Genomic DNA, 21,631 nt, shown 5'->3' on the forward strand with positions numbered 1-21,631 from the left:
CTGGAATGCGATTGAATGTGGGAGCGAGCCTGCTCGCGAAGGCGGCGCTGCGGTTCTGGATCACTATCTATAATCCTCGCCAGCACGCACAGACGTGCCCACCACAAAAACCCTAACCGAGGCCGCCCATGCATCCGCCCATCCTCAATCTCAACGAGGTCGAACTCGAAGCCCTTCCCGAAGCCCTGGCCCCTGAAGGCGACACCGCCGGGCGTTATCAGCAGCGTTTCGCGCGGATCGGCCAGCAACTCGGTGCGCAGAAACTCGGTTATCGCCTGTATGCACTGCCAGCGGGCATGCGCGGCAGTCCATTCCACAGCCATCGGGTCAATGAGGAGATGTTCTACGTGGTGGCCGGGGAGGGCGAGGTGCGCTTGGGAGGCGAGCGTTTTCCGATCCGCGCCGGTGATGTGATCGCCTGCCCACCGGGCGGACCCGAGAAGGCGCATCAGATCATCAATACCAGCGCGGGCGAACTGCGTTATCTGGCGGTGAGCACTCAGCAGCAGCCGGAGATCTGCGAGTATCCGGATTCGAACAAGTATGCGGTGATGGATAATTTCACGGTGGATGCCGAGGGCAACGCCTCGGGCTTTGTCGCTGTCGCGCGGCAGGTGGATGGGGTGGATTATTGGGATGGGGAATAAAATCTGAAATTCGCAGATGTCCCCTGTGGGAGCGAGCCTGCTCGCGAAGGCGGCAGGTCATTCGAGGTCGTGGTGGCTGACACTACGCCTTCGCGAGCAGGCTCGCTCCCACAGAGGTTCTGTTGCGATTATTCGAGGCGGGCCAGGCGTTCTTCCAGTGCTGCGATCCGCGCTTCCAGTTCTTCGATACGCTCCAGGGAAACGCCAGCGCTCGAGCGCTCCCCAGGATTTTGCCGCGCCGCCAATATTGCCTCGACATCCGCCGGGTCGCCCAGGGCATGGGTATAACGATCCTCACGCTGCCCGGCCTGACGCGGAATCAATACCGCCAGACCGCGCGCGATCAGCCGTTCAAGCTGATGCACTACCTGCTCGGCGTCCTCGAACTCGTGCATGCGCCCGCTGCGGGTCAGCAGTTCGTTGACGGTCTGCGGGCCGCGCAGAAACATCAAGCCAGTCAGAATCACCTGTGCCGGCACCAGCTCCAGCGCCTTGTCTACCTTGTGCTCCCAGCGGTCGGCACGGCTGCCCATCACCAGCCGGGTGAAACCACGACCCTCGAGAGCGCGCAGGCTTTGCCCAACCTGGCCCTGATTGAGGTTCATCACCGGCTCGCGACTGGTTTTCTGATTGCAGGCCAGCACCAGCGCGTTGAGGGTCAGCGGATAGGTTTCCGGGCTGGTGGCCTGTTTTTCGATCAGCGCACCGAGAATGCGGATTTCCGTGGCATTGAGCCGAGGCTGTTCGGAGGTGGATTCTTGTTCGTTGCTCATCGCGCGTTCCCTCTGCAGTCGAAGCCGCCTAGCCTAATCCTTGCCAAACAAAAGGCAAGCCGTGTGCTCATCAAGCATGGCTATAATCGCCACCACGTATTACCCAGCCATCACATGAGACTGCCATGACCATTTCACTGTACGCCGCATCCGTCCCGGTTTTTCAACAAATGCTCAACGCCCTGAGCGATGTGCTGAAAAAGGCCGAAGCCCACGCCAGCGCGAAAAACATCGACCAGAGCGTCTTCCTGCAAGCGCGTCTGTACCCGGACATGTTCCCGCTGGTGCGCCAGGTGCAGATCGCCGTGGATTTCGCCAAAGGCGTGTCGGCGCGTCTGGCCGAAGTCGAACTGCCGAAGTACGACGACACTGAAACTACCTTCGCCGAACTGCAAGCGCTGATCGCCAAGGTTCTGGCCTTCATTGGCGAGATCAAGCTAGAGCAGATCGACGGCAAGGAAGGCATCGAAATCGTGACCCGTCCGGGCACGCCGAAAGAGAAGCGCTTCAGTGGTCAGGCGTATCTGCTGACTTACGGCTTGCCGCAGTTCTTCTTCCACGTCACCACCACCTACGCGCTGCTGCGTCATAACGGCGTTGAAGTGGGCAAGCGCGATTACATGGGCGCGTTCTAAACGCCCGGATACGAAAAAGCCCGCCAAGGTTCGCGCCTTGGCGGGCTTTTGTTTTTCTGTGGGAGCGAGCCTGCTCGCGAATGCGGCGTATCAGGCGATATTAATGCTGAATGTCTCGCCCCTTTCGCGAGCAGGCTCGCTCCCACAAGGTAAGGCGGTTACGCCGTACGCTGAGCCTTCTCTTCCTCGCCCAGGCAAGCCGCCGCTGTAAACAGCACGTCAGTCGACGAGTTCAGCGCGGTCTCCGCCGAATCCTGCAGCACGCCAATAATGAAGCCCACCGCCACGACTTGCATGGCAATCTCGCTCGGGATGCCGAACAGGCTGCACGCCAGCGGAATCAGCAGCAGCGAACCACCGGCCACACCGGACGCGCCACACGCGCAAATGGCTGCGACGACGCTGAGCAGGATTGCGGTCGGAATGTCCACTGCGATGCCTAAAGTGTGCACCGCCGCCAGGGTCAGCACGGTAATGGTGATCGCCGCACCGGCCATGTTGATGGTCGCACCCAGCGGGATCGATACCGAGTAGGTGTCTTCGTGCAGGCCCAGGCGCTTGCTCAATTCCAGGTTGACCGGAATGTTCGCCGCCGAGCTGCGGGTGAAGAACGCGGTGATGCCGCTTTCGCGCAGGCACATCAGGGTCAGCGGGTAGGGATTGCGGCGCAGCTTCCAGAACACGATCAGCGGGTTCATCACCAGCGCGACGAACAGCATGCAGCCCAGCAGCACCGCCAGCAGGTGCGCGTAGCCGAGCAGCGCGCCGAAACCGGAGGTGGCCAGTGTCGAAGCGACCAGGCCGAAAATGCCCAGCGGCGCGAAGCGAATGACCACGCGGACGATCACGGTGACGCCGTTGGACAAGTCACCGAGCACTTCGCGAGTGGTGTCGCCAGCGTGGCGGATGGCAATGCCCATGCCGATCGCCCAGGCCAGAATGCCGATGAAGTTGGCATTCATCAGCGCGCTGACCGGGTTATCGACGACGCTCAGCAACAGGCTTTGCAGGACTTCGCCGATGCCGCCGGGCGCAGTCACAGCAACGTTTTCCGTCGACAGCACCAGATTCGACGGAAAGCTCATGCTGGCAACCACGGCCACCACCGCTGCGGCGAAAGTGCCCAGCAGGTAAAGGAACAGGATCGGCCGGATGTGGGTTTCCTGGCCGTGCTTGTGGTTGGCGATCGAGGCCATCACCAGCACGAACACCAGAATCGGCGCCACGGCTTTCAACGCCGAGACAAACACTTTGCCGATGAACGCGGTGGACTTCGCCAGCTCCGGTGCAATCAGGGCCAGGGCGATACCGGCGATCAGACCAATGACGATCTGGGTCACCAGACTCAGGCGTTTCAGGCGTTGCAGTAACGAAGGGGATGAAGCGGTCATAGCGGCATCTCTGTTTTTTATAGGGTGCGAAGCGTCGTGGGCAGTCACGAAACGCCTGTCGAAGTGACATCAACGCCGCCAAACGGCACGTTGAACAGCTGTACGATTTTCAGGGCGCGGACTTTATCACAGCGTAGGCGTGAACCTTCAGGCCTGTGACGATCTGCCACCGGATCGGCCCGGCAGATCGGCAGTTTTGGGCAACTCAGTGCGGACGCAGTCTGTTAAGCTTCGCCATCCTCATTTTCAAGTTCTGCCAGCGGGCCTCCGGGTCATCGCTGGTGTCGTCGTTTTGCTGGAGTTGCGCATGCTGTTGCCTATTCTTCTGTTGTCCGCCGCCGGGTTCACGGTGCTGACCACGGAATTCGTCATTGTCGGCCTGTTGCCGGCGATCGCCCGAGACCTCGAAGTCAGCATCCCGCAAGCCGGGCTGCTGGTGACCTTGTTTGCCTTTACCGTGGCGCTGTTCGGCCCATTCCTGACCGCGTATTTCGCCCGTTTCGAACGGCGCAAACTGTTCATCAGCATTCTGATCATGTTCGGTCTGGCCAATACCGTTGCAGCGTTGGCGCCGAATATCTGGGTGATGGCCATCGCGCGTCTGATTCCGGCGTTGGGTTTGCCGGTGTTCTGGGCCTTGGCCAGTGAGACAGCGGTGGACATCGTCGGCCCGGATTTCGCCGGCCGCGCCATCGCCAAGATCGGCTTCGGTATCGTCTGCGCCACGGTGTTTGGCATTCCGGTCGGCACGCTGATTTCCGACGCGTTCGGCTGGCGCAGCGCATTCGGCATTCTGGCGTTGATCGCATTTGCCAAAGCCTTGCTGCTGTTTGTCTATCTGCCGAAAACCAGTCTGCACCAGCATCAGGTCAGCTTCCGTTCACAATTCAAGATCCTGCGCAGCCCGCTGATGCTCGGCCATATCTTGTTGTCGATTCTGGTGTTCAGCGGCATGTTTACCGCTTACACCTACCTTGCCGACATCCTCGAACGACTCGCCGGTTTCAACGGCACCGTGGTCGGTTGGTGCCTGATGGCGTTTGGCGCGGTCGGGCTGATCGGCAACTCGCTCGGTGGGCGCGCGGTGGATCGGCATCCGCTGGGGGCGTCGGTGTTGTTCTGCGCGTTCATGATCGCCGGTATGGTTTCGCTGGTGCCGAACATTCATTCGCCAGTCGGCCTGGCGGTGGCGATGGGCATTTGGGGCGTGACCCAGGCGGCGTTGTTCCTGGTCAGCCATGTGCGCCTGATGAAAGCCGCGCCGGAAGCGCCGGCCTTCGCCGCGTCGCTGAACATCGCCGGGGCCAATCTCGGCATCGGCTTGGGCGCGATGGTCGGCGGCCGGGTGATCGACAGTGCCGGGCTGGGCTTTCTCGGCTTTGCCGCTGCTGGGTTCATCCTGCTGTCGGTGTTCCTCGCCATGGTTCTGATGACGCTGAAGCCGCGCGAAGTCTGCGCTTCATAATCCGGTAAACAGCTCGCGTCGGGCACCTTCGGTAATCGCTACGATGCCAGGGTGCTTGACCTTGCGCTCCACGGAAATGGCATAGAACGACTCGCTCACGGCGTCGGTCTGGCCGATCAACTCGACGCCGTACTGGCGCTTCACTTCCTCGGCAATCACGCTCGGACCGATAAAGATCCCGCTGCCGGATTGGCCGAAGGCCTGCATCAAAGCACTGTCATCGAACTCGCCGACAATCTGCGGCTGGATCTGCTGTTCGGCGAACCAGCGCTGCAAACGGCTGCGCACCACGGTTTCCGCGCCGGGAATCAACAGCGGCGCGCCGTGCAGGCTGCGCGGGAAATCCTGGCCATACTGTGCGGCGAGTTCGGCGGTGGCGAAAAAACTGATCCCGCACTCACCGAGTTTCTGGCTGTAGCCTTTGATGTCCAGATGCGATGGCATCGGGCTGTCGGAAATCACCAGATCCAGGCGCTGGATCGCCAGATCGGCGAGCAGGCGTTCAAGTTTGTCCTCGCGGCAGGTGATGCGCAGCGGCTCGCTCAACTCCATGGTCGGCGCGATCAGGCGATAAACAATGGATTTTGGGACCACGTCGGCCACGCCGACGCGAAAGAGGATCTGCTGCTCGTTGGGCTGCGCACGCAGCATCAGCTCCAGCTCGCCGCCCAACTGAAACATCTGCTCGGCGTAGGGCAGGGCCTGGCGCCCGGCTTCGGTGAGCTCCAGTTGTCGGCCAACCCGGCGAAACAATTCCACGCCATAGGTTTGTTCGAGCAGTGAAATCTGTCCGCTAATGGTCTGTGGCGTCAGATTGAGCTGCTCGCAGGCCCGGACGATGCTGCCGGTTTTGGCCACAACCCAGAAGTAATGCAGTTGTCGGTAATTGAGCATAGTGATGGCCACTTCGTGAAAACCGAAGTATAGCCGCTAAAAATACGAATTTTCCTGAAGTGTTCATCTCCCTAGAATGCCCAGCCATCGACGGCCGGTGTGTGCGCCTGTCTGTTCATTCGAAGGAAACTTTATGAAATACACATTTCCCGCAGTGATGTTTGCGTCTTTACTGGTTCTGGCCGGTTGTGATCAGGCGGAAAAAAGCGCCCAACAACTGATGGGCGCGGCGGCTGAGACTGCCAAGCAAGCGATCGACGACACCCATAAAGCCGCTGAGCAAGCGCTCAGTGATGCCACCGGTGGTTTGATCGAGAAAAAAGAAACGCCGGAAAAACAAGCGGAAGAATCCGAATCTTCCTCCAAGACCATCTAAACCGTCGTACACAGAGTCAGGACTGACCCATGGAATATCTGTTAGAACTCGCCGCCAGCCCCACCGCTTGGGTTGCTTTGGCCACACTGGTGGTAATGGAAATCGTGCTTGGCATCGATAACCTGATCTTTATTTCGATCCTGACCAACAAGCTGCCCGAACAGCATCGGCAGAAGGCGCGCCGTATCGGTATCGGCATGGCCCTGATTCTGCGTCTGGCGTTGTTGAGCACCATCGCGTTCATCGTGCAGTTGACCGAGCCTGTGATCGAAATCCTTGGCCAGGCGTTCTCCTGGAAGGACATGATCCTGATCGCCGGTGGCCTGTTCCTGGTGTGGAAAGCCACGACCGAGATCCATCACAGCATGGACCCGTCGCCGGAAGACCCGAAGACCGCGACTTCGACCGTAACCCTGGGTTTTGCCGCGGCCATCGGTCAGATCCTGATGCTCGACATGGTGTTCTCGATCGACAGCATCATTACCGCTGTCGGCATGACCGAACACTTGCCGATCATGATCATCGCGGTGGTGGTGTCGGTGCTGGTGATGCTGCTCGCGGCTGATCCGCTGGCCAAGTTCATCAACGACAACCCGACCGTGGTCATGCTGGCGCTGGGCTTCCTGATCATGATCGGCATGACGCTGATCGCTGAGGGCTTCGGCGCCCACGTACCGAAAGGTTATGTGTACGCGGCCATGGCGTTCTCGGCCGGTATCGAAGTGTTGAACATGCTGTCGCGCCGGGCGAAGCAGAAGAAGGTTGTTCAGCAGGCGTAATTGCTGAGAACACAAAAAACCGCCTGGGCTGGTTGAGCTCAGGCGGTTTTTTTCGCTTTGATGTTGGGGGTGTGGTTTAGAGCTTGCCCCTCATCGGAACGCCGCCCGCCCAGCTCTCTCCCGAGGGAGAGGGGGCCGATTGGGGGGCTTTTCAGATCCTGAGTTCGGCTGGATATTTCACGTCGACCTAATTCGGAAGAACAACCCGGTCAGTTCCCTCTCCCTCCGGGAGAGGGCTAGGGTGAGGGGCTCTTGATCTTCAATGCGCAGCAACGTGCCGCACGGCATGCTTTTCTGTCTTCTCAACCGGCATCGTCTGCACCGGATGATGCCGCCGCGAAATCCGCAGCACGCCCCACAACATGGCAGTCGCCACGGCCAGCCAGCCGGCTATCAACATCACGATGGTCATGGTCAGGCTCATTGGTGCCTCCTCTTCGCCCTGCGTCGGGCGCTCGCTTTTCGCAATTCGCTCTATTTCAGTGACAGTCTAGTCAATGGGGTGTTTCAAGCTATTGACCAAAGGTCGTTAGTGACCAATCAGTTTGCTCTATGCAATCGCCCGCTCTGCCGTTTAAGGCTATACCGCAGGCGGGTGCGGCTCTATGATCGCTGGCGTTGCCGGAACACGATGACCGGCGTCTGGAAGAGAGTGATTGATGGTGCAGGTATTTTCTCGAGTGCGCGGAGCGTTGCTTGCTGGCGCTTGCGCGGTGTTGCTGAGCGGATGTGCGGGCAACGTAGCGCCAGAAGTCAAACGCTTGCCGGAGCGGGTTGAACTCAGTGGCACCTTCTATCGTGGCGAAGCCAACCAGAGTGGGCCGCAGGTGCTCGCCAGTCTGCTGTCGCAACAAGGCATCGTCATCACCCCGGGCCTTCTGGAAAAACCGCTGCACTTGCCGGGGGCTGAGGACAAGCTGCAGCAGAACATGCAGAACCTCGCCCGCGAATATGGCCTGGTGGTTTATCCGCTCGACAGCCAGCTGCCAGCCTTGCTGACCCAGGTCGCGGCGGGCTACCCGGTCATGGTGCGTTTCAGTGAAGGTTCGGCATTCTGGGCCGAGCCGCGTTACGCGATCCTGTCCGGCTACGACCGCAACAAACAGAAGGTCCTGCTGCGCGCCGGCATGAATCGTCGGCAGTTGATGGATTTCGGCAGCTTTCAAGCAGCGCTCGAAAAGGCCGGTGGCTGGGCGATCCTGATTCAGAAACCGTCGCAGATCCCGGCAGCCGTCGACCGCTCCCGTTGGCTGAAAGCCGCCGATGAACTGGCGCAGGCCGGTGAAGAAAACGCTGCGGCGCAGGCGCGAAAGGCTCTGGCGGCGCAATAAACCTCCGTTCGTCATCTGCCGGGCACGACTGCGCCGGGCCGGCCTCTGAAGATTAATGCCCGTGCTTCGCGGGTGAATCAAGGAGGCAACATGGCAGATTCCCAAACCCCGAAAGGCCCACACTCGTCCGAACATTCCTCGGGCGATGATCTGGGCTTCGATCCGGATTCGCCGGACCTCGACGATCCGCAAGTTGATCCAGTCGGTCCGGCGAAAGCCCCGCTGGATGTCGAGCCCGGTGAAGATCCGAAGAAACCGGCCAAGCCCTATGATCCGTTAGCCGATCTGAAACCTTGATGTGAGGTGCGTATGAGTACCGATTCAAGCTTCAATGACCACAAACCTGACAGCGTGCCGACCACGCCGGAGCCGGAGGTTGATCCGGTGCTGGACCCGGACAGCCCGATGCGCGACCCGATGGCGCGGCCAAATGTGCTGACGCCTGACGTTTCGCCTGAGCCGAGCTCGGGCGACGGCATCCCCGATGACGACAAAATGCCGCTGCCCAACGACTGATGCGCAGACGAAAAAAAGCCCCGAACATTCGGGGCTTTTTCATGATTGCTGGGTCTACTTCGCCGCCTCGACCACGCCGCTCTGACGGCTCTTGAGGTTCTTGTCGGCTTTGTATTGCTGTGCCACGGCAGGCACGTTGGCGCTGCGCCCGGTTTCCACCCAGCTGCGGATACGGCTGGCGTCGGCAAAATGCGTGTATTTGCCAAACGCATCGAGAATCACCAGGGCGACCGGACGGTTGCCCATCTTCGTCACCAGCACCAGGCAATGGCCGGCCGGGTTGGTAAAACCGGTCTTGGTAATCTTGATGTCCCAATCGGCCTTATTGACCAAGTGGTCGGTATTGCGGAAGCCCAAGGTGTAGTTGGGCTTGCGGAACGCCACGGTCTTTTCCTTGGTGGTGGTCAGTTGCACCAGAAGCGGTTGCTTGTGCGCGGCCACCAGCAATTTGCTCAGGTCGCGCGCGGTGGAAACGTTGCGCTCTGACAGCCCGGTCGGCTCGACAAAGTGCGTGCTGGTCATGCCCAGCGCCTTGGCCTTGGCGTTCATTGCCGCAATAAAAGCAGCGTAGCCACCTGGATAGTGGTGCGCGAGGCTGGCGGCGGCACGGTTTTCCGAAGACATCAAGGCGATCAGCAGCATCTCGCGGCGAGGCAGCTCACTCTTGAGTTTGACCCGGGAGAACACACCCTTCATTTCCGGGGTGTTCCTGATATCGACATCGATCCATTCGTCCATGTTCTGTCGAGCTTCCACCACGACAAGGCCAGTCATCAGCTTGCTGACGGAAGCGATCGGTACGATCACGTCAGGGTTGCTGGAATAAATGACTTTGTTGGTCTGCATATCCATGAGCAGGGCGCTGCCAGACGCGATCTTCAATGTCGAAGCGTCACGTGGAGCAGCGGTGGTTTCCGCAGCGTTGATCGTTGGCGTGATGAATGTGCCTGTAACAGCAAACAACAGGCTCAGAATCGAGAGACGAATTTTCACGCGGGCGAACTCTAAAAGGTTGGATATACCGTTAGTTTGTAACGGGTTATTTCTCAAAACCGGCGCATTTTAGGAGTATGGCTGAAGAACTGTCGATGGTTGTTTGTAAGACCTGAAAATCTCGTGAAAAGGCCTGTAAAAAGAGCGGTTTCCGGCGAACGGTTGAAGTTTTTTCTCAGGCACGAAAAACCCCGCACGAGGCGGGGTTCTTATGCGGCGTAAAAACCCGGTCAGACGTGCAGTGTTTCTGCGGCGTAGAGGGTGTTTTCCAGCAGGCAGGCGCGGGTCATCGGGCCAACGCCGCCCGGTACCGGGGTGATCCAGCCAGCGCGGGGCAGGGCGGTTTCGTAGACAACGTCACCGACCAGTTTGCCGTCGTCCTGACGGTTGATGCCGACGTCAATCACGATCGCGCCTTCCTTGATCCACTCGCCCTTGACCAGGCCCGGCTTGCCGGCGGCAACGACCACCAGATCAGCGCGGCCGACGTGGCCGGCCAGATCCTTGGTGAAGCGGTGAGTCACGGTGACGGTGCAGCCGGCCAGCAGCAATTCCATGGCCATCGGGCGACCGACGATATTGGAGGCGCCCACGACTACCGCGTCCATCCCGTAAAGATCAGCGCCAGTGCTTTCCAGCAAGGTCATGATGCCTTTCGGGGTGCAGGGGCGCAGCAACGGGATGCGCTGGGCCAGGCGGCCGACGTTGTACGGATGGAAACCGTCGACGTCTTTATCCGGGCGAATGCGTTCCAGCAGCTTGGACGCGTCGAGGTGTTCGGGCAGAGGCAATTGCAGGAGAACGCCGTCGATAGCCGGATCGTCGTTGAGGCGATCGATCAGATCGGTCAGGGCGTCCTGAGTGGTGTCGGAGGGCAGGTCGTAGGCTTGAGAGAGGAAGCCAACCTCTTCACAGTCTTTACGCTTGTGCGAGACATAAACCTGAGAGGCAGGATCGCTGCCGACCAGGATCACCGCGAGGCCGGGGGTGCGCAGGCCTTGCTGGCGACGCTCGGCAACTCGTTGGGCGATCTGCTGGCGCAGGCTGGCGGCGATCGATTTGCCGTCGATTAGTTGTGCAGTCATTGCGCGTGATTAACCATCGAGAGGGGAAAAAATGAGAACGCATTCTCGCATGTCGAGCGGTGAGGGCAAAGGCGCTTGGTCAGCAAATTCCTCTAACTCCTTTAATTAAATGAATTTTTTTCAAAAAGGATTTGACGACCTTTGGAGCCCTCTATACTATTCGTCGCACTTGTCGGGCACAGCCTAGCACTGGTTAAGAAGGTGAAGCGGAATCAAGGTTCTGCGACGCTGGAAAGCACTTAGTTTGTAGTCCTTTAAGAGTACAGATTAACAAGGCGCCCGTAGCTCAGCTGGATAGAGCATCCGCCTTCTAAGCGGATGGTCGCAGGTTCGAGTCCTGCCGGGTGCGCCATTAGGCAGCTTTGGCACAAGTAACGCGATATGGTGGGCGTAGCTCAGTTGGTAGAGCACGGGATTGTGACTCCCGTTGTCGTGGGTTCGATCCCCATCGTCCACCCCATATTTCGAAAGGCGCCAGATTTAACGGTCTGGCGCCTTTGCTTTAAAAGCTTCATCCGCGGATGTGGTGGAATTGGTAGACACACTGGATTTAGGTTCCAGCGCCGCGAGGCGTAAGAGTTCGAGTCTCTTCATCCGCACCAAATAAAGCTTCATCTGTGCCTAGGGCCTGATGAAGTTTCGACAAAGAAGTTGTTTGGCTTTTTTGTTACGCAATATGGTGGGCGTAGCTCAGTTGGTAGAGCACGGGATTGTGACTCCCGTTGTCGTGGGTTCGATCCCCATCGTCCACCCCATATTTCGAAAGGCGCCAGATTTAACAGTCTGGCGCCTTTTTTGTTTTAGCGGTTTCGAAATCCGGCCATGGCCGATTTCGAGGCGCTGGGCAGGGCACTTCATCGCTTTTAAAGGATCGGATGACGCTGAACTGCTCGTCGTTCCGGTTTTGCTGGAACGTCTGTCGGGGCGGATTTGATAGTTGCTTCTATATATAGAAGCGTTGCTGCAGAGCCCTGACGTGATCGCTTGTATTCGCCAGTGGAGTGCACGGCATTCGTGCGGCGCTCCCTATAAATTGCCTGCTGTTTTTTTACCCGTTTCCAGTAGGGTGACTTCTTGAGTTTGACCCACTAGAATGCATGCCCTTGATTCTGGGGTCGGAAACGGCCGGCTAACGTCTGTGCAACGAGGAATATCCATGCAAGTTTCTGTTGAAAATACTACTGCTCTCGAGCGCCGCATGAGCGTCACCGTGCCGGCAGAGCGCATCGAGACTCAGGTCAACAAGCGTCTGCAGCAGACTGCCCAAAAGGCCAAAATTGCTGGCTTCCGTCCAGGCAAAGTGCCAATGAGCGAAATCAAGCGCCGTTTCGGTGCTGATGCGCGTCAGGAAGCGGTAGGCGACGTCATTCAGTCTTCCTTCTACGAAGCTGTGGTCGAGCAGAAGCTCAACCCTGCCGGTTCGCCTTCGATCGAGCCAAAGTCGCTCGAAGCGGGCAAGGATCTGGAATACGTTGCTGTATTCGAAGTCTTCCCTGAGTTCACCGTTGCTGGCTTCGAAGGCATCACCGTTGAGCGTCTGAGCGCTGAAGTGGCTGACGCTGATCTGGACAAGATGCTCGAAATCCTGCGCAAGCAGAACACCCGTTTTGAAGTGGCCGACCGTGCTGCCCAGAACGAAGACCAGTTGAACATCGATTTCGTTGGCAAGGTTGACGGCGAAGTATTCGCTGGCGGCTCCGCCAAGGGCACTCAGCTGGTGCTGGGTTCCGGCCGCATGATCCCGGGCTTCGAAGAAGGCCTGGTTGGCGCTAAAGCCGGCGAAGAACGCGTTCTGAACCTGACCTTCCCTGAGGACTATCAGAACCTGGACCTGGCTGGCAAAACCGCCGAGTTCACCGTGACCGTCAACACTGTGTCCGAGCCTAAGCTGCCTGAGCTGAACGAAGAGTTCTTCGCTCAATTCGGCATCAAGGAAAGCGGCATCGACGGCTTCCGCACCGAAGTTCGCAAGAACATGGAGCGTGAACTGCGTCAGGCGATCAAATCCAAGGTCAAGAATCAGGTAATGGACGGTCTGCTGGCCACCAACCCGATCGAAGTGCCAAAGGCTCTGCTGTCCAACGAAGTTGACCGTCTGCGCGTGCAAGCTGTTCAGCAGTTCGGCGGCAACATCAAGCCAGATCAACTGCCGGCCGAGCTGTTCGAAGAGCAAGCCAAGCGCCGCGTCGTGCTGGGTCTGATCGTTGCTGAAGTGGTCAAGCAGTTCGATCTGAAGCCTGATGAAGCTCGCGTTCGCGAAATGATTCAGGAAATGGCTTCCGCTTACCAGGAGCCAGAGCAGGTCGTGTCGTGGTACTACAAAAACGAGCAGCAACTGAACGAAGTGCGTTCGGTTGTGCTGGAAGAACAAGTTGTGGATACTGTTCTGCAGAAAGCTAGTGTGACCGACAAATCGGTCTCCTACGAAGAAGCAGTCAAGCCGGTAGAAGCTCCAGCAGCCGACTGATTGATTTTGCGTTAGAAGTGCACACCATAAGCCAGCTCTCGAGCTGGCTTATGCGTATTCAAGACATAACTATTTGGGAGCGACTGCAGAGCATGTTCCGTAATTCTTATATTCAGCAGAACTCTGATATCCAGGCCGCCGGCGGCCTGGTCCCGATGGTTGTCGAGCAGTCCGCTCGTGGCGAACGTGCCTACGACATCTACTCGCGCCTGCTCAAGGAGCGAGTGATCTTTCTGGTGGGCCCGGTAGAGGACTACATGGCCAACCTGATCTGTGCGCAACTGCTGTTCCTTGAAGCGGAAAACCCGGACAAGGACATCCATCTGTACATCAACTCGCCGGGCGGTTCGGTGACTGCCGGCATGTCGATCTACGACACCATGCAGTTCATCAAGCCGAACGTGTCGACCACCTGCATCGGTCAGGCGTGCAGCATGGGCGCATTCCTGCTTACCGCAGGTGCACCGGGCAAGCGTTTCTGCCTGCCGAACTCGCGCGTGATGATTCACCAGCCACTGGGCGGTTTCCAGGGCCAGGCGTCGGACATCGAAATCCACGCCAAGGAAATCCTCTTCATCCGCGAGCGTCTGAACATGCTGATGGCCAAGCACAGCGGCCGCACTCTGGAAGAAATCGAGCGCGATACCAATCGCGACAACTTCATGAGTGCCGAAGCTGCGAAGGAATATGGCCTGATCGACGAAGTGATCAACCAGCGTCCAGCTTAATATAAGCAGCGCAAAACAGGCCTGATCGGCATGTCCGATCAGCGGCGGGCTTGAAAAAGCCCGCAATAGCCTTCATCTTGTGTTGCAAGCCTATCGGATTTGGATCGAACGAATGACTGACACCCGCAACGGCGAGGACAACGGCAAGCTGCTCTATTGCTCCTTCTGTGGCAAAAGCCAGCATGAAGTGCGCAAATTGATTGCCGGCCCCTCGGTCTTTATCTGCGACGAGTGCGTCGACCTGTGCAATGACATCATCCGCGAGGAGGTGCAGGAAGCACAGGCCGAAAGCAGCGCGCATAAATTGCCTTCGCCTAAAGAAATCAGCGGCATCCTTGACCAGTACGTCATTGGTCAGGAGCGTGCGAAAAAGGTTTTGGCCGTAGCGGTGTACAACCACTACAAGCGCCTGAACCAGCGTGACAAAAAGGCTGACGATGTCGAACTCGGCAAGAGCAACATCCTGCTGATCGGCCCGACAGGCTCCGGTAAAACCCTGCTGGCCGAAACACTGGCCCGCTTGCTGAACGTTCCGTTCACCATCGCTGACGCAACTACCCTCACCGAGGCCGGTTACGTGGGTGAAGATGTCGAGAACATCATTCAGAAGCTGCTGCAGAAGTGCGATTACGACGTAGAGAAAGCCCAGATGGGCATTGTCTACATCGACGAAATCGACAAGATTTCCCGCAAGTCCGACAACCCGTCGATCACCCGTGATGTTTCCGGTGAAGGCGTGCAGCAGGCCTTGCTCAAGTTGATCGAAGGCACGGTCGCTTCGGTACCGCCGCAAGGTGGCCGCAAGCATCCGCAGCAGGAATTCCTGCAGGTCGACACCCGTAACATCCTGTTCATCTGCGGTGGTGCGTTCTCCGGCCTGGAAAAGGTCATTCAGAACCGTTCCACCAAAGGCGGCATCGGCTTCAACGCCGAAGTGCGCAGCAAGGAAGAGGGTAAGAAGGTTGGTGAATCCCTGCGTGAAGTCGAGCCTGACGATCTGGTCAAGTTCGGTCTGATCCCGGAATTCGTCGGTCGTCTGCCGGTCCTGGCGACACTGGATGAGCTCGACGAGGCTGCGCTGATGCAAATCCTCACCGAGCCGAAAAATGCTCTGACCAAACAGTATGCCAAGCTGTTCGAGATGGAAGGCGTGGATCTGGAATTCCGTTCCGACGCGCTGAAATCGGTCGCCAAGCGTGCCCTGGAACGTAAAACCGGTGCCCGTGGCCTGCGTTCGATTCTCGAAGGTGTGCTGCTCGACACGATGTATGAGATCCCCTCGCAGTCCGAGGTGAGCAAAGTCGTGATCGATGAAAGCGTGATCGAAGGCAAGTCCAAGCCACTGTATATCTACGAAAACAGTGAGCCGACGGCCAAGGCAGCGCCGGACGCGTAAGCGTCCACCGCGCCGCAACAAAGAAGGGGCCTTCGGGCCTCTTTTTTTATGTCGATTTTTACACCCGCTTTGCGCTTGTTTTTTTTCGAGGCAGCCCCCATCTTGGTTTCAAGCTTAATTCCAACTGATTACGGCCATACGGCCGCCGTAGAGGCGAAATCATGAAGACAACCATCGAATTGCCTCTCCTGCCATTGCGTGATGTCGTGGTTTATCCGCACATGGTTATCCCGCTGTTCGTGGGGCGCGAGAAATCCATCGAAGCCCTCGAGGCAGCGATGACGGGTGACAAGCAGATTCTGCTGCTGGCCCAGAGAAACCCGGCTGACGATGATCCCGGTGAAGACGCTCTCTATCGCGTAGGTACAATTGCCACGGTTCTGCAACTGCTGAAGCTGCCTGATGGCACTGTCAAGGTTCTGGTCGAAGGCGAGCAGCGTGGCACCGTCGAACGCTTCAGCGAAGTCGATGGCCATTGCCGCGCCGAAGTCTCGTTGATCGAAGAAGTCGACGCCGCTGAGCGTGAGTCGGAAGTCTTCGTGCGCACGCTGCTGTCGCAGTTCGAACAATACGTTCAGCTGGGCAAGAAGGTTCCGGCTGAAGTCCTGTCGTCGCTCAACAGCATCGATGAGCCCGGTCGTCTGGTCGACACCATGGCCGCGCACATGGCGCTGAAAATCGAGCAGAAGCAGGAAATCCTCGAGATCATCGACCTGTCGGCGCGTGTCGAGCACGTGCTGGCGCTGCTGGATGCCGAAATCGACCTGCTCCAGGTTGAAAAACGCATTCGCGGTCGCGTCAAAAAGCAAATGGAGCGCAGCCAGCGCGAGTACTACCTGAATGAGCAAATGAAGGCCATTCAGAAAGAACTCGGTGACGGCGACGAAGGCCACAACGAAATCGAAGAGCTGAAAAAGCGCATCGATGCTGCCGGCTTGCCGAAAGACGCGCTGGCCAAGGCCACCGCTGAGCTGAACAAGCTCAAGCAGATGTCGCCGATGTCGGCTGAAGCCACCGTGGTGCGTTCCTACATCGACTGGCTGGTGCAAGTGCCGTGGAAGGCGCAGAGCAAAGTACGCCTCGACCTGGCCCGTGCGGAAGACATTCTCGACGCCGATCACTACGGCCTCGAAGAGGTCAAGGAGCGCATCCTTGAATACCTCGCCGTGCAGAAGCGCGTGAAGAAAATCCGTGGTCCGGTGTTGTGCCTGGTCGGTCCTCCAGGTGTGGGTAAAACCTCGCTGGCGGAATCGATTGCCCATGCCACCAATCGCAAATTCGTACGTATGGCCTTGGGCGGCGTGCGTGACGAAGCGGAAATTCGTGGTCACCGCCGGACTTACATCGGTTCGATGCCGGGTAGATTGATTCAAAAGATGACAAAAGTGGGCGTACGCAACCCGCTGTTCCTGCTCGATGAAATCGACAAGATGGGCAGCGATATGCGTGGCGATCCGGCTTCGGCGTTGCTGGAAGTGCTTGATCCCGAGCAAAATCACAACTTCAACGATCACTATCTGGAAGTCGATTACGACCTCTCTGATGTGATGTTCCTGTGCACCTCGAACTCGATGAATATCCCGCCAGCGCTGCTGGACCGGATGGAAGTCATCCGTCTGCCGGGTTACACCGAAGACGAGAAGATCAACATCGCTGTGAAATACCTCTCGCCGAAACAGATCGCCGCCAATGGTCTGAAGAAGGGCGAGCTGGAGTTCGATGAGGAAGCGATTCGCGACATCATCCGTTATTACACCCGTGAAGCGGGCGTGCGGGGCCTCGAGCGACAGATCGCCAAGGTCTGCCGCAAGGCAGTCAAAGAGCATGCGCTGGAAAAACGCTTCTCGGTAAAAGTGACAGCTGACCTGCTCGAGCATTTCCTCGGCGTGCGCAAGTTCCGCTACGGCCTGGCCGAGCAGCAGGATCAGGTGGGGCAGGTGACTGGCCTGGCGTGGACTCAGGTTGGCGGTGAATTGCTGACTATCGAAGCCGCAGTGATTCCGGGTAAAGGTCAACTGATCAAGACCGGTTCGCTCGGTGATGTGATGGTCGAATCGATCACTGCCGCACAGACCGTTGTGCGCAGCCGCGCCAAGAGCCTGGGCATTCCGCTGGACTTCCACGAGAAGCGCGACACGCACATTCACATGCCGGAAGGTGCTACGCCGAAAGACGGCCCAAGTGCTGGCGTCGGTATGTGCACGGCGCTGGTCTCGGCATTGACCGGCATTCCGGTGCGTGCGGATGTGGCCATGACTGGTGAGATCACTCTGCGTGGGCAAGTGCTGGCAATTGGCGGTTTGAAAGAAAAACTGCTGGCGGCTCACCGCGGCGGAATCAAGATTGTGATTATTCCGGAAGAAAACGTCCGCGATCTGAAGGAGATTCCTGACAATATCAAGCAGGATCTGCAGATCAAGCCGGTTAAATGGATTGACGAGGTCCTGCAAATTGCGCTGCAATACGCGCCGGAGCCCTTGCCGGATGTGGCTCCGGAGATAGTTGCCAAGGACGAAAAACGCGAGTCTGATGCCAAGGAAAGAATTAGCACGCATTAATACGTTTTAGCCTGGGGGCTTTCCTTGACAGCATTTTAGAGCCCTTGTTATAAAGCGGCTCTTAAGTGTCTGTAGGCCATTCAGCACTCGTTTTTGCTTTCACCAAAAAACTTAGAAACATCTCAAAATAGATATAAGGGGACTTAGAGTGAACAAGTCGGAACTGATTGATGCTATCGCTGCATCCGCTGATATCCCGAAAGCTGCTGCTGGCCGTGCGCTGGACGCTGTAATCGAATCCGTCACTGGCGCTCTGAAGGCTGGCGACTCCGTTGTTCTGGTTGGTTTCGGTACTTTCTCCGTGACTGACCGTCCGGCTCGTACCGGTCGCAACCCGCAAACTGGCAAGTCTCTGGAAATCCCGGCTGCCAAGAAGCCAGGTTTCAAAGCCGGTAAAGCGCTGAAAGAAGCTGTTAACTGAGTTTCCAGGTTTTTACCCATCCGGGTCGGGGTCAAGCCTGACTTGGCAGCGGAGCGGTAGAGCAGGTGGCTGGAACAGGCACCTGTAACGCCGGGATCGAGGGTTCGAGCCCTGTCCGCTCCGCCAGTTACGAGAAGGCGCATCCTCGGATGCGCCTTTCTTCTATCCGGATTCTACCCACGCTCCACGGTTGCCTAAATTGAAGTTCAACCGTTTCTGGGGGACGCATGCTGCAAAATATCAGGGACAATTCACAAGGCTGGATTGCCAAGACCATTATCGGGGTCATCGTTGCACTGATGGCCCTGACCGGTTTCGATGCCATTTTCCAGGCCACGACTCACAAGAACGAGGCGGCCAAGGTCAACGGTGACGAAATCAGCCAGAACGAGCTGAGCCAGGCCGTTGATATGCAACGCCGTCAGCTGATGCAACAGCTGGGCAAGGACTTCGATGCGTCCTTGCTCGACGAAAAAATGCTGCGCGAATCGGCGCTCAAAGGCCTGATCGACCGCAAGTTGCTGCTGCAAGGCGCCGAACAGGCGAAGTTCTCGTTCTCCGAAGCCGCGCTGGATCAAGTGATCCTGCAGACGCCTGAATTCCAGGTCGACGGCAAGTTCAGCTCCGAGCGCTTCGACCAGGTGATCCGTCAACTGGGCTACAGCCGCATGCAGTTCCGTCAGATGCTGGCTCAGGAAATGCTTATCGGCCAGCTGCGCGCTGGTGTTGCCGGCAGCGGTTTCGTCACCGACGCCGAAGTGCTGGCTTTTGCCCGTCTGGAAAAACAGACCCGTGATTTCGCCGCTCTTAACGTCAAGGCCGACCCGGCTGCGGTCAAGCTGACCGATGACGAGGTCAAGGCTTACTACGACGAGCACGCCAAGGAATTCATGACGCCGGATCAGGTGATCATCGATTACGTCGAGCTGAAGAAATCGTCGTTCTTCGATCAGGTTGCGGTCAAGGATGAAGATCTTGAGGCGGCTTACCAGAAAGAGATCGCCAACCTGTCGGAACAGCGTCGTGCCGCGCACATCCTCATCGAAGTGAACGACAAGACTACCGAAGCGCAGGCAAAGGCGAAGATCGACGAAGTCCAGGCGCGTCTGGCCAAGGGCGAGAAGTTCGAAGCGTTGGCCAAGGAGTTCTCGCAGGATCCGGGTTCCGCCAACAATGGTGGTGACCTTGGTTATGCCGGTCCTGGCGTTTACGACCCGGCTTTCGAAAAAGCGCTGTACTCCTTGTCGAAAGACCAGGTGTCCGAGCCGATTCGTACCGACTTCGGTTATCACCTGATCAAGCTGTTGGGCGTGGAAGCGCCTGAAGTGCCGACCCTGGCCAGCCTGAAAGACAAGCTGACCCGCGAGCTGAAAGCCGCTCAGGTCGAGCAGCGTTTTGTTGAGGCGACCAAGCAACTGGAAGACTCGGCGTTCGAAGCTTCTGACCTGGCGCAGCCAGCAGCGGATCTGAAACTGACCGTGCACACTTCCAAACCGTTCGGCCGTGAAGGTGGCGAAGGTGTTGCAGCCAACCGTGCCGTGGTCACTGCCGCGTTCAGCCCGGAAGTGATTGATGAAGGTGCCAACAGCACCGCCATCGAGCTGGATCCGGAAACCGTGATCGTGCTGCGGGCCAAGGAGCATCTCAAGCCTGCGCAATTGCCACTGGAAAGCGTCAGCGCGGCGATCCGCACTCAGTTGACCAAGGAGCACGCCAGTGCCGAGGCCAAGACCCGCGCCGAGAAGCTGATCGCTGATCTGCGCGATGGCAAGGCGCCGCTGGACAAGGCCATTGACGGTCAGAACTGGAAGATCACCGAAGCGGCCACCCGTGGTCAGGAAGGGGTTGATCCGGCTGTGCTGCAGGCACTGTTCCGTATGCCGAAGCCGGCTGCCAAGGACAAGCCGACGTTCTCCAGCGTTACCTTGCCGGATGGCAGCCTGATGGTGGTGCGCCTCAACGGTGTTAACGAAGCTGCTGCACCGACGGAAGAAGAGAAAGCGCAATATCGTCGTTTCCTCGCTTCCCGTGAGGGCCAGCAGGACTTTGCGGCGTATCGCAAGCAACTGGAAGCTGAGGCGAAGATCGAGCGGTTCTGATCTTTTGACTGACGTTTGAAGGAGCCCCGGCCTGATGGTCGGGGCTTTTTTGTTTTTGGTGGCGTGGCGGCCTTTGGGCCGGCCATGCTCTGGGTGGTTTGGGTGAATATCCGTTGCTGCGGGGGTTGCTGATTACGGTTCCGCCCTTACGGCGGGTCACCTTTTCCAAACGCCGAAAAGGTAACCGAAAAGGCTTGCTCCTACGTTCGGCCCTCGCAAGCTCGGGTCCCTTCGCTCCGGGACTGATCCGGGCGCAGCGGCTCCGGTTTGCTACGCTGCACCTCCTTCCGCTGTGTCTGGCTGCGCCAGACGGTCGCTGCGCTCCCACGCCCGGATCAATCCCTCCGCTCAGCCTTCCGACGTTGCCGGTGGATCAAAAGCAAGATCAAAAGCACTCGAGCTTGCGCTCGTTGTGTAGGAGCTGCCGAAGGCTGCGATCTTTTGCTTTTGCTTTTCTGTGGGAGGAGCCCCGGCCTGGTTGGTCGGGTTTTTTTTTGGCGTGGCGGCCTTTGGGCCGGCCATGCTTTGGGTGGTTTGGGTGAATATCCGTTGCTGCGGGGGTTGCTGATTACGGTTCCGCCCTTACGGCGGGTCACCTTTTCCAAACGCCGAAAAGGTAACCGAAAAGGCTTGCTCCTACGTTCGGCCCTCGCAAGCTCGGGTCCCTTCGCTCCGGGACTGATCCGGGCGCAGCGGCTCCGGTTTGCTTCGCTGCACCTCCTTCCGCTGTGTCTGGCTGCGCCAGACGGTCGCTACGCTCCCACACCCGGATCAATCCCTCCACTCAGCCTTCCGACGTCGCCGGTGGATCAAAAGCAAGATCAGAAGCACTCGAGCTTGCGCTCATTGTTGAGTGGGGCGGCTTTGCCGCGGGCAGCTGCGCTGCTTTGCTTTTCTGTGGGAGCGAGCCTGCTCGCGAAGGCGGCCTGACAGCCGACCTGATCTTGAGCTTTTACCTTTCTTTTGCATTTAGAACACGCCGGTCGGTTCTGGGGTTAATGGCCGTCGAGCCGACAAGCCATGGCGAAATTGCGCGCATTGATTGATCATTTGTCGGCGCGGCTTTTTCCTGACGGC

At 58.2% G+C, this 21,631-nt stretch carries 20 protein-coding genes and 4 tRNA genes; 18 read left to right on the top strand and 6 right to left on the bottom strand.

The annotated features are described in order from the left end of the window. The first annotated feature begins 128 nt into the window (after positions 1 to 128). Positions 129 to 647, top strand: coding sequence for a cupin domain-containing protein (locus ACZZ0K_RS06920; RefSeq protein WP_130928822.1), 519 nt, complete (start codon positions 129 to 131; stop codon positions 645 to 647). Between the two features lie 128 nt (positions 648 to 775). On the opposite strand, the gene ACZZ0K_RS06925 is transcribed toward ACZZ0K_RS06920, so the two are convergent. Continuing rightward, positions 776 to 1,420 (bottom strand): YceH family protein, encoded by a 645-nt coding sequence (locus ACZZ0K_RS06925; RefSeq protein ID WP_150741184.1) that lies wholly within the window; start codon positions 1,418 to 1,420, stop codon positions 776 to 778. A 125-nt stretch (positions 1,421 to 1,545) separates the two neighbouring features. Here ACZZ0K_RS06925 and ACZZ0K_RS06930 point away from each other — a divergent pair, with 125 nt between their 5' ends. Next, positions 1,546 to 2,055, top strand: coding sequence for a DUF1993 domain-containing protein (locus ACZZ0K_RS06930; protein ID WP_258706944.1), 510 nt, complete (start codon positions 1,546 to 1,548; stop codon positions 2,053 to 2,055). Positions 2,056 to 2,213: 158 nt separating this feature from the next. Here the strand turns inward: ACZZ0K_RS06930 and sstT are convergent, their stop codons facing one another. Next, on the bottom strand, positions 2,214 to 3,446 hold the full coding sequence (gene sstT / locus ACZZ0K_RS06935) for a serine/threonine transporter SstT (RefSeq protein ID WP_150741182.1): 1,233 nt from the start codon (positions 3,444 to 3,446) through the stop codon (positions 2,214 to 2,216). A gap of 307 nt (positions 3,447 to 3,753) precedes the next feature. Here sstT and ACZZ0K_RS06940 point away from each other — a divergent pair, with 307 nt between their 5' ends. Next, positions 3,754 to 4,911, top strand: coding sequence for an MFS transporter (locus tag ACZZ0K_RS06940; RefSeq protein WP_024013467.1), 1,158 nt, complete (start codon positions 3,754 to 3,756; stop codon positions 4,909 to 4,911). Here the strand turns inward: ACZZ0K_RS06940 and nhaR are convergent. After that, positions 4,906 to 5,805 carry a transcriptional activator NhaR gene (gene nhaR, locus ACZZ0K_RS06945; RefSeq protein ID WP_016775345.1) on the bottom strand — a complete coding sequence of 300 codons (900 nt, stop codon included), beginning with the start codon at positions 5,803 to 5,805 and terminating at the stop codon, positions 4,906 to 4,908. The genes ACZZ0K_RS06940 and nhaR overlap by 6 nt on opposite strands. Before the next feature lie 133 nt (positions 5,806 to 5,938). On the opposite strand from nhaR, the gene ACZZ0K_RS06950 reads away from it, so the two are divergent. Together ACZZ0K_RS06950 and ACZZ0K_RS06955 are read left to right on the top strand one after the other, a co-directional pair. Further along, positions 5,939 to 6,181 (top strand): hypothetical protein, encoded by a 243-nt coding sequence (locus ACZZ0K_RS06950; protein WP_024013465.1) that lies wholly within the window; start codon positions 5,939 to 5,941, stop codon positions 6,179 to 6,181. A 29-nt stretch (positions 6,182 to 6,210) separates the two neighbouring features. Continuing rightward, complete coding sequence (locus tag ACZZ0K_RS06955) at positions 6,211 to 6,960, top strand: TerC family protein (RefSeq protein WP_056788748.1); 750 nt, start codon at positions 6,211 to 6,213, stop codon at positions 6,958 to 6,960. Positions 6,961 to 7,219: 259 nt separating this feature from the next. Here the strand turns inward: ACZZ0K_RS06955 and ACZZ0K_RS06960 are convergent, their stop codons facing one another. Continuing rightward, positions 7,220 to 7,384 carry a hypothetical protein gene (locus ACZZ0K_RS06960; RefSeq protein WP_191622348.1) on the bottom strand — a complete coding sequence of 55 codons (165 nt, stop codon included), beginning with the start codon at positions 7,382 to 7,384 and terminating at the stop codon, positions 7,220 to 7,222. 235 nt (positions 7,385 to 7,619) lie between these two features. Here ACZZ0K_RS06960 and ACZZ0K_RS06965 point away from each other — a divergent pair, with 235 nt between their 5' ends. The 3 genes from ACZZ0K_RS06965 to ACZZ0K_RS06975 all read left to right on the top strand — a co-directional run bounded on the left by ACZZ0K_RS06965 (position 7,620) and on the right by ACZZ0K_RS06975 (position 8,807). Continuing rightward, complete coding sequence (locus ACZZ0K_RS06965; protein ID WP_056788752.1) at positions 7,620 to 8,291, top strand: cysteine peptidase family C39 domain-containing protein; 672 nt, start codon at positions 7,620 to 7,622, stop codon at positions 8,289 to 8,291. Positions 8,292 to 8,381: 90 nt separating this feature from the next. Then, a complete protein-coding gene (locus ACZZ0K_RS06970; RefSeq protein WP_041477158.1) occupies positions 8,382 to 8,588 on the top strand; it encodes a DUF6021 family protein in 207 nt (68 codons plus the stop codon). A gap of 12 nt (positions 8,589 to 8,600) precedes the next feature. After that, positions 8,601 to 8,807: a hypothetical protein gene (locus ACZZ0K_RS06975; protein WP_258706943.1), complete on the top strand. Its 207-nt coding sequence runs from the start codon at positions 8,601 to 8,603 to the stop codon at positions 8,805 to 8,807. Positions 8,808 to 8,861: 54 nt separating this feature from the next. On the opposite strand, the gene pbpG is transcribed toward ACZZ0K_RS06975, so the two are convergent. Together pbpG and folD are read right to left on the bottom strand one after the other, a co-directional pair. Continuing rightward, positions 8,862 to 9,800 (bottom strand): D-alanyl-D-alanine endopeptidase, encoded by a 939-nt coding sequence (pbpG, locus tag ACZZ0K_RS06980; RefSeq protein ID WP_095182110.1) that lies wholly within the window; start codon positions 9,798 to 9,800, stop codon positions 8,862 to 8,864. 230 nt (positions 9,801 to 10,030) lie between these two features. Continuing rightward, a complete protein-coding gene (gene folD / locus ACZZ0K_RS06985; protein ID WP_016775338.1) occupies positions 10,031 to 10,885 on the bottom strand; it encodes a bifunctional methylenetetrahydrofolate dehydrogenase/methenyltetrahydrofolate cyclohydrolase FolD in 855 nt (284 codons plus the stop codon). 275 nt (positions 10,886 to 11,160) lie between these two features. Here folD and ACZZ0K_RS06990 point away from each other — a divergent pair. The 10 genes from ACZZ0K_RS06990 to ACZZ0K_RS07035 all read left to right on the top strand — a co-directional run bounded on the left by ACZZ0K_RS06990 (position 11,161) and on the right by ACZZ0K_RS07035 (position 20,554). After that, positions 11,161 to 11,237 (top strand) — tRNA-Arg (locus ACZZ0K_RS06990). A gap of 32 nt (positions 11,238 to 11,269) precedes the next feature. After that, a tRNA-His gene (locus ACZZ0K_RS06995) sits at positions 11,270 to 11,345 on the top strand. 57 nt (positions 11,346 to 11,402) lie between these two features. Further along, positions 11,403 to 11,487 (top strand) — tRNA-Leu (locus tag ACZZ0K_RS07000). Between the two features lie 77 nt (positions 11,488 to 11,564). After that, positions 11,565 to 11,640 (top strand) — tRNA-His (locus ACZZ0K_RS07005). Between the two features lie 401 nt (positions 11,641 to 12,041). Beyond that, complete coding sequence (gene tig, locus ACZZ0K_RS07010; protein ID WP_258706942.1) at positions 12,042 to 13,352, top strand: trigger factor; 1,311 nt, start codon at positions 12,042 to 12,044, stop codon at positions 13,350 to 13,352. 92 nt (positions 13,353 to 13,444) lie between these two features. After that, positions 13,445 to 14,080, top strand: a complete 636-nt coding sequence (clpP, locus tag ACZZ0K_RS07015) for an ATP-dependent Clp endopeptidase proteolytic subunit ClpP (RefSeq protein WP_016775336.1) — start codon at positions 13,445 to 13,447, stop codon at positions 14,078 to 14,080. A 112-nt stretch (positions 14,081 to 14,192) separates the two neighbouring features. Then, entirely contained in the window at positions 14,193 to 15,476 is a 1,284-nt protein-coding gene (gene clpX, locus ACZZ0K_RS07020) for an ATP-dependent Clp protease ATP-binding subunit ClpX (protein WP_016775335.1), read from the top strand. Positions 15,477 to 15,637: 161 nt separating this feature from the next. Next, positions 15,638 to 18,034, top strand: a complete 2,397-nt coding sequence (lon, locus tag ACZZ0K_RS07025; RefSeq protein ID WP_016775334.1) for an endopeptidase La — start codon at positions 15,638 to 15,640, stop codon at positions 18,032 to 18,034. A gap of 148 nt (positions 18,035 to 18,182) precedes the next feature. After that, positions 18,183 to 18,455, top strand: a complete 273-nt coding sequence (locus ACZZ0K_RS07030) for an HU family DNA-binding protein (protein ID WP_016775333.1) — start codon at positions 18,183 to 18,185, stop codon at positions 18,453 to 18,455. A 227-nt stretch (positions 18,456 to 18,682) separates the two neighbouring features. Then, positions 18,683 to 20,554 (top strand): SurA N-terminal domain-containing protein, encoded by a 1,872-nt coding sequence (locus tag ACZZ0K_RS07035; RefSeq protein WP_258706941.1) that lies wholly within the window; start codon positions 18,683 to 18,685, stop codon positions 20,552 to 20,554. The last annotated feature ends 1,077 nt before the right edge of the window (positions 20,555 to 21,631 follow it).

The organism is Pseudomonas sp. AC255, assembly GCF_979258175.1.

What these genes read in the sequence shown, in the direction of transcription:
- ACZZ0K_RS07035 (WP_258706941.1), top strand. Translation starts at nt 18,683, where the DNA reads ATGCTGCAAAATATCAGGGACAATTCACAAGGCTGGATTGCCAAGACC.
- ACZZ0K_RS06970 (WP_041477158.1), top strand. Translation starts at nt 8,382, where the DNA reads ATGGCAGATTCCCAAACCCCGAAAGGCCCACACTCGTCCGAACATTCC.
- sstT (WP_150741182.1), bottom strand. Translation starts at nt 3,446, where the DNA reads ATGACCGCTTCATCCCCTTCGTTACTGCAACGCCTGAAACGCCTGAGT.
- ACZZ0K_RS06950 (WP_024013465.1), top strand. Translation starts at nt 5,939, where the DNA reads ATGAAATACACATTTCCCGCAGTGATGTTTGCGTCTTTACTGGTTCTG.
- ACZZ0K_RS06960 (WP_191622348.1), bottom strand. Translation starts at nt 7,384, where the DNA reads ATGAGCCTGACCATGACCATCGTGATGTTGATAGCCGGCTGGCTGGCC.
- ACZZ0K_RS06925 (WP_150741184.1), bottom strand. Translation starts at nt 1,420, where the DNA reads ATGAGCAACGAACAAGAATCCACCTCCGAACAGCCTCGGCTCAATGCC.
- tig (WP_258706942.1), top strand. Translation starts at nt 12,042, where the DNA reads ATGCAAGTTTCTGTTGAAAATACTACTGCTCTCGAGCGCCGCATGAGC.
- ACZZ0K_RS06955 (WP_056788748.1), top strand. Translation starts at nt 6,211, where the DNA reads ATGGAATATCTGTTAGAACTCGCCGCCAGCCCCACCGCTTGGGTTGCT.
- ACZZ0K_RS06930 (WP_258706944.1), top strand. Translation starts at nt 1,546, where the DNA reads ATGACCATTTCACTGTACGCCGCATCCGTCCCGGTTTTTCAACAAATG.
- ACZZ0K_RS06920 (WP_130928822.1), top strand. Translation starts at nt 129, where the DNA reads ATGCATCCGCCCATCCTCAATCTCAACGAGGTCGAACTCGAAGCCCTT.
- lon (WP_016775334.1), top strand. Translation starts at nt 15,638, where the DNA reads ATGAAGACAACCATCGAATTGCCTCTCCTGCCATTGCGTGATGTCGTG.
- ACZZ0K_RS06975 (WP_258706943.1), top strand. Translation starts at nt 8,601, where the DNA reads ATGAGTACCGATTCAAGCTTCAATGACCACAAACCTGACAGCGTGCCG.
- clpP (WP_016775336.1), top strand. Translation starts at nt 13,445, where the DNA reads ATGTTCCGTAATTCTTATATTCAGCAGAACTCTGATATCCAGGCCGCC.
- ACZZ0K_RS06965 (WP_056788752.1), top strand. Translation starts at nt 7,620, where the DNA reads ATGGTGCAGGTATTTTCTCGAGTGCGCGGAGCGTTGCTTGCTGGCGCT.
- folD (WP_016775338.1), bottom strand. Translation starts at nt 10,885, where the DNA reads ATGACTGCACAACTAATCGACGGCAAATCGATCGCCGCCAGCCTGCGC.
- ACZZ0K_RS06940 (WP_024013467.1), top strand. Translation starts at nt 3,754, where the DNA reads ATGCTGTTGCCTATTCTTCTGTTGTCCGCCGCCGGGTTCACGGTGCTG.
- nhaR (WP_016775345.1), bottom strand. Translation starts at nt 5,805, where the DNA reads ATGCTCAATTACCGACAACTGCATTACTTCTGGGTTGTGGCCAAAACC.
- clpX (WP_016775335.1), top strand. Translation starts at nt 14,193, where the DNA reads ATGACTGACACCCGCAACGGCGAGGACAACGGCAAGCTGCTCTATTGC.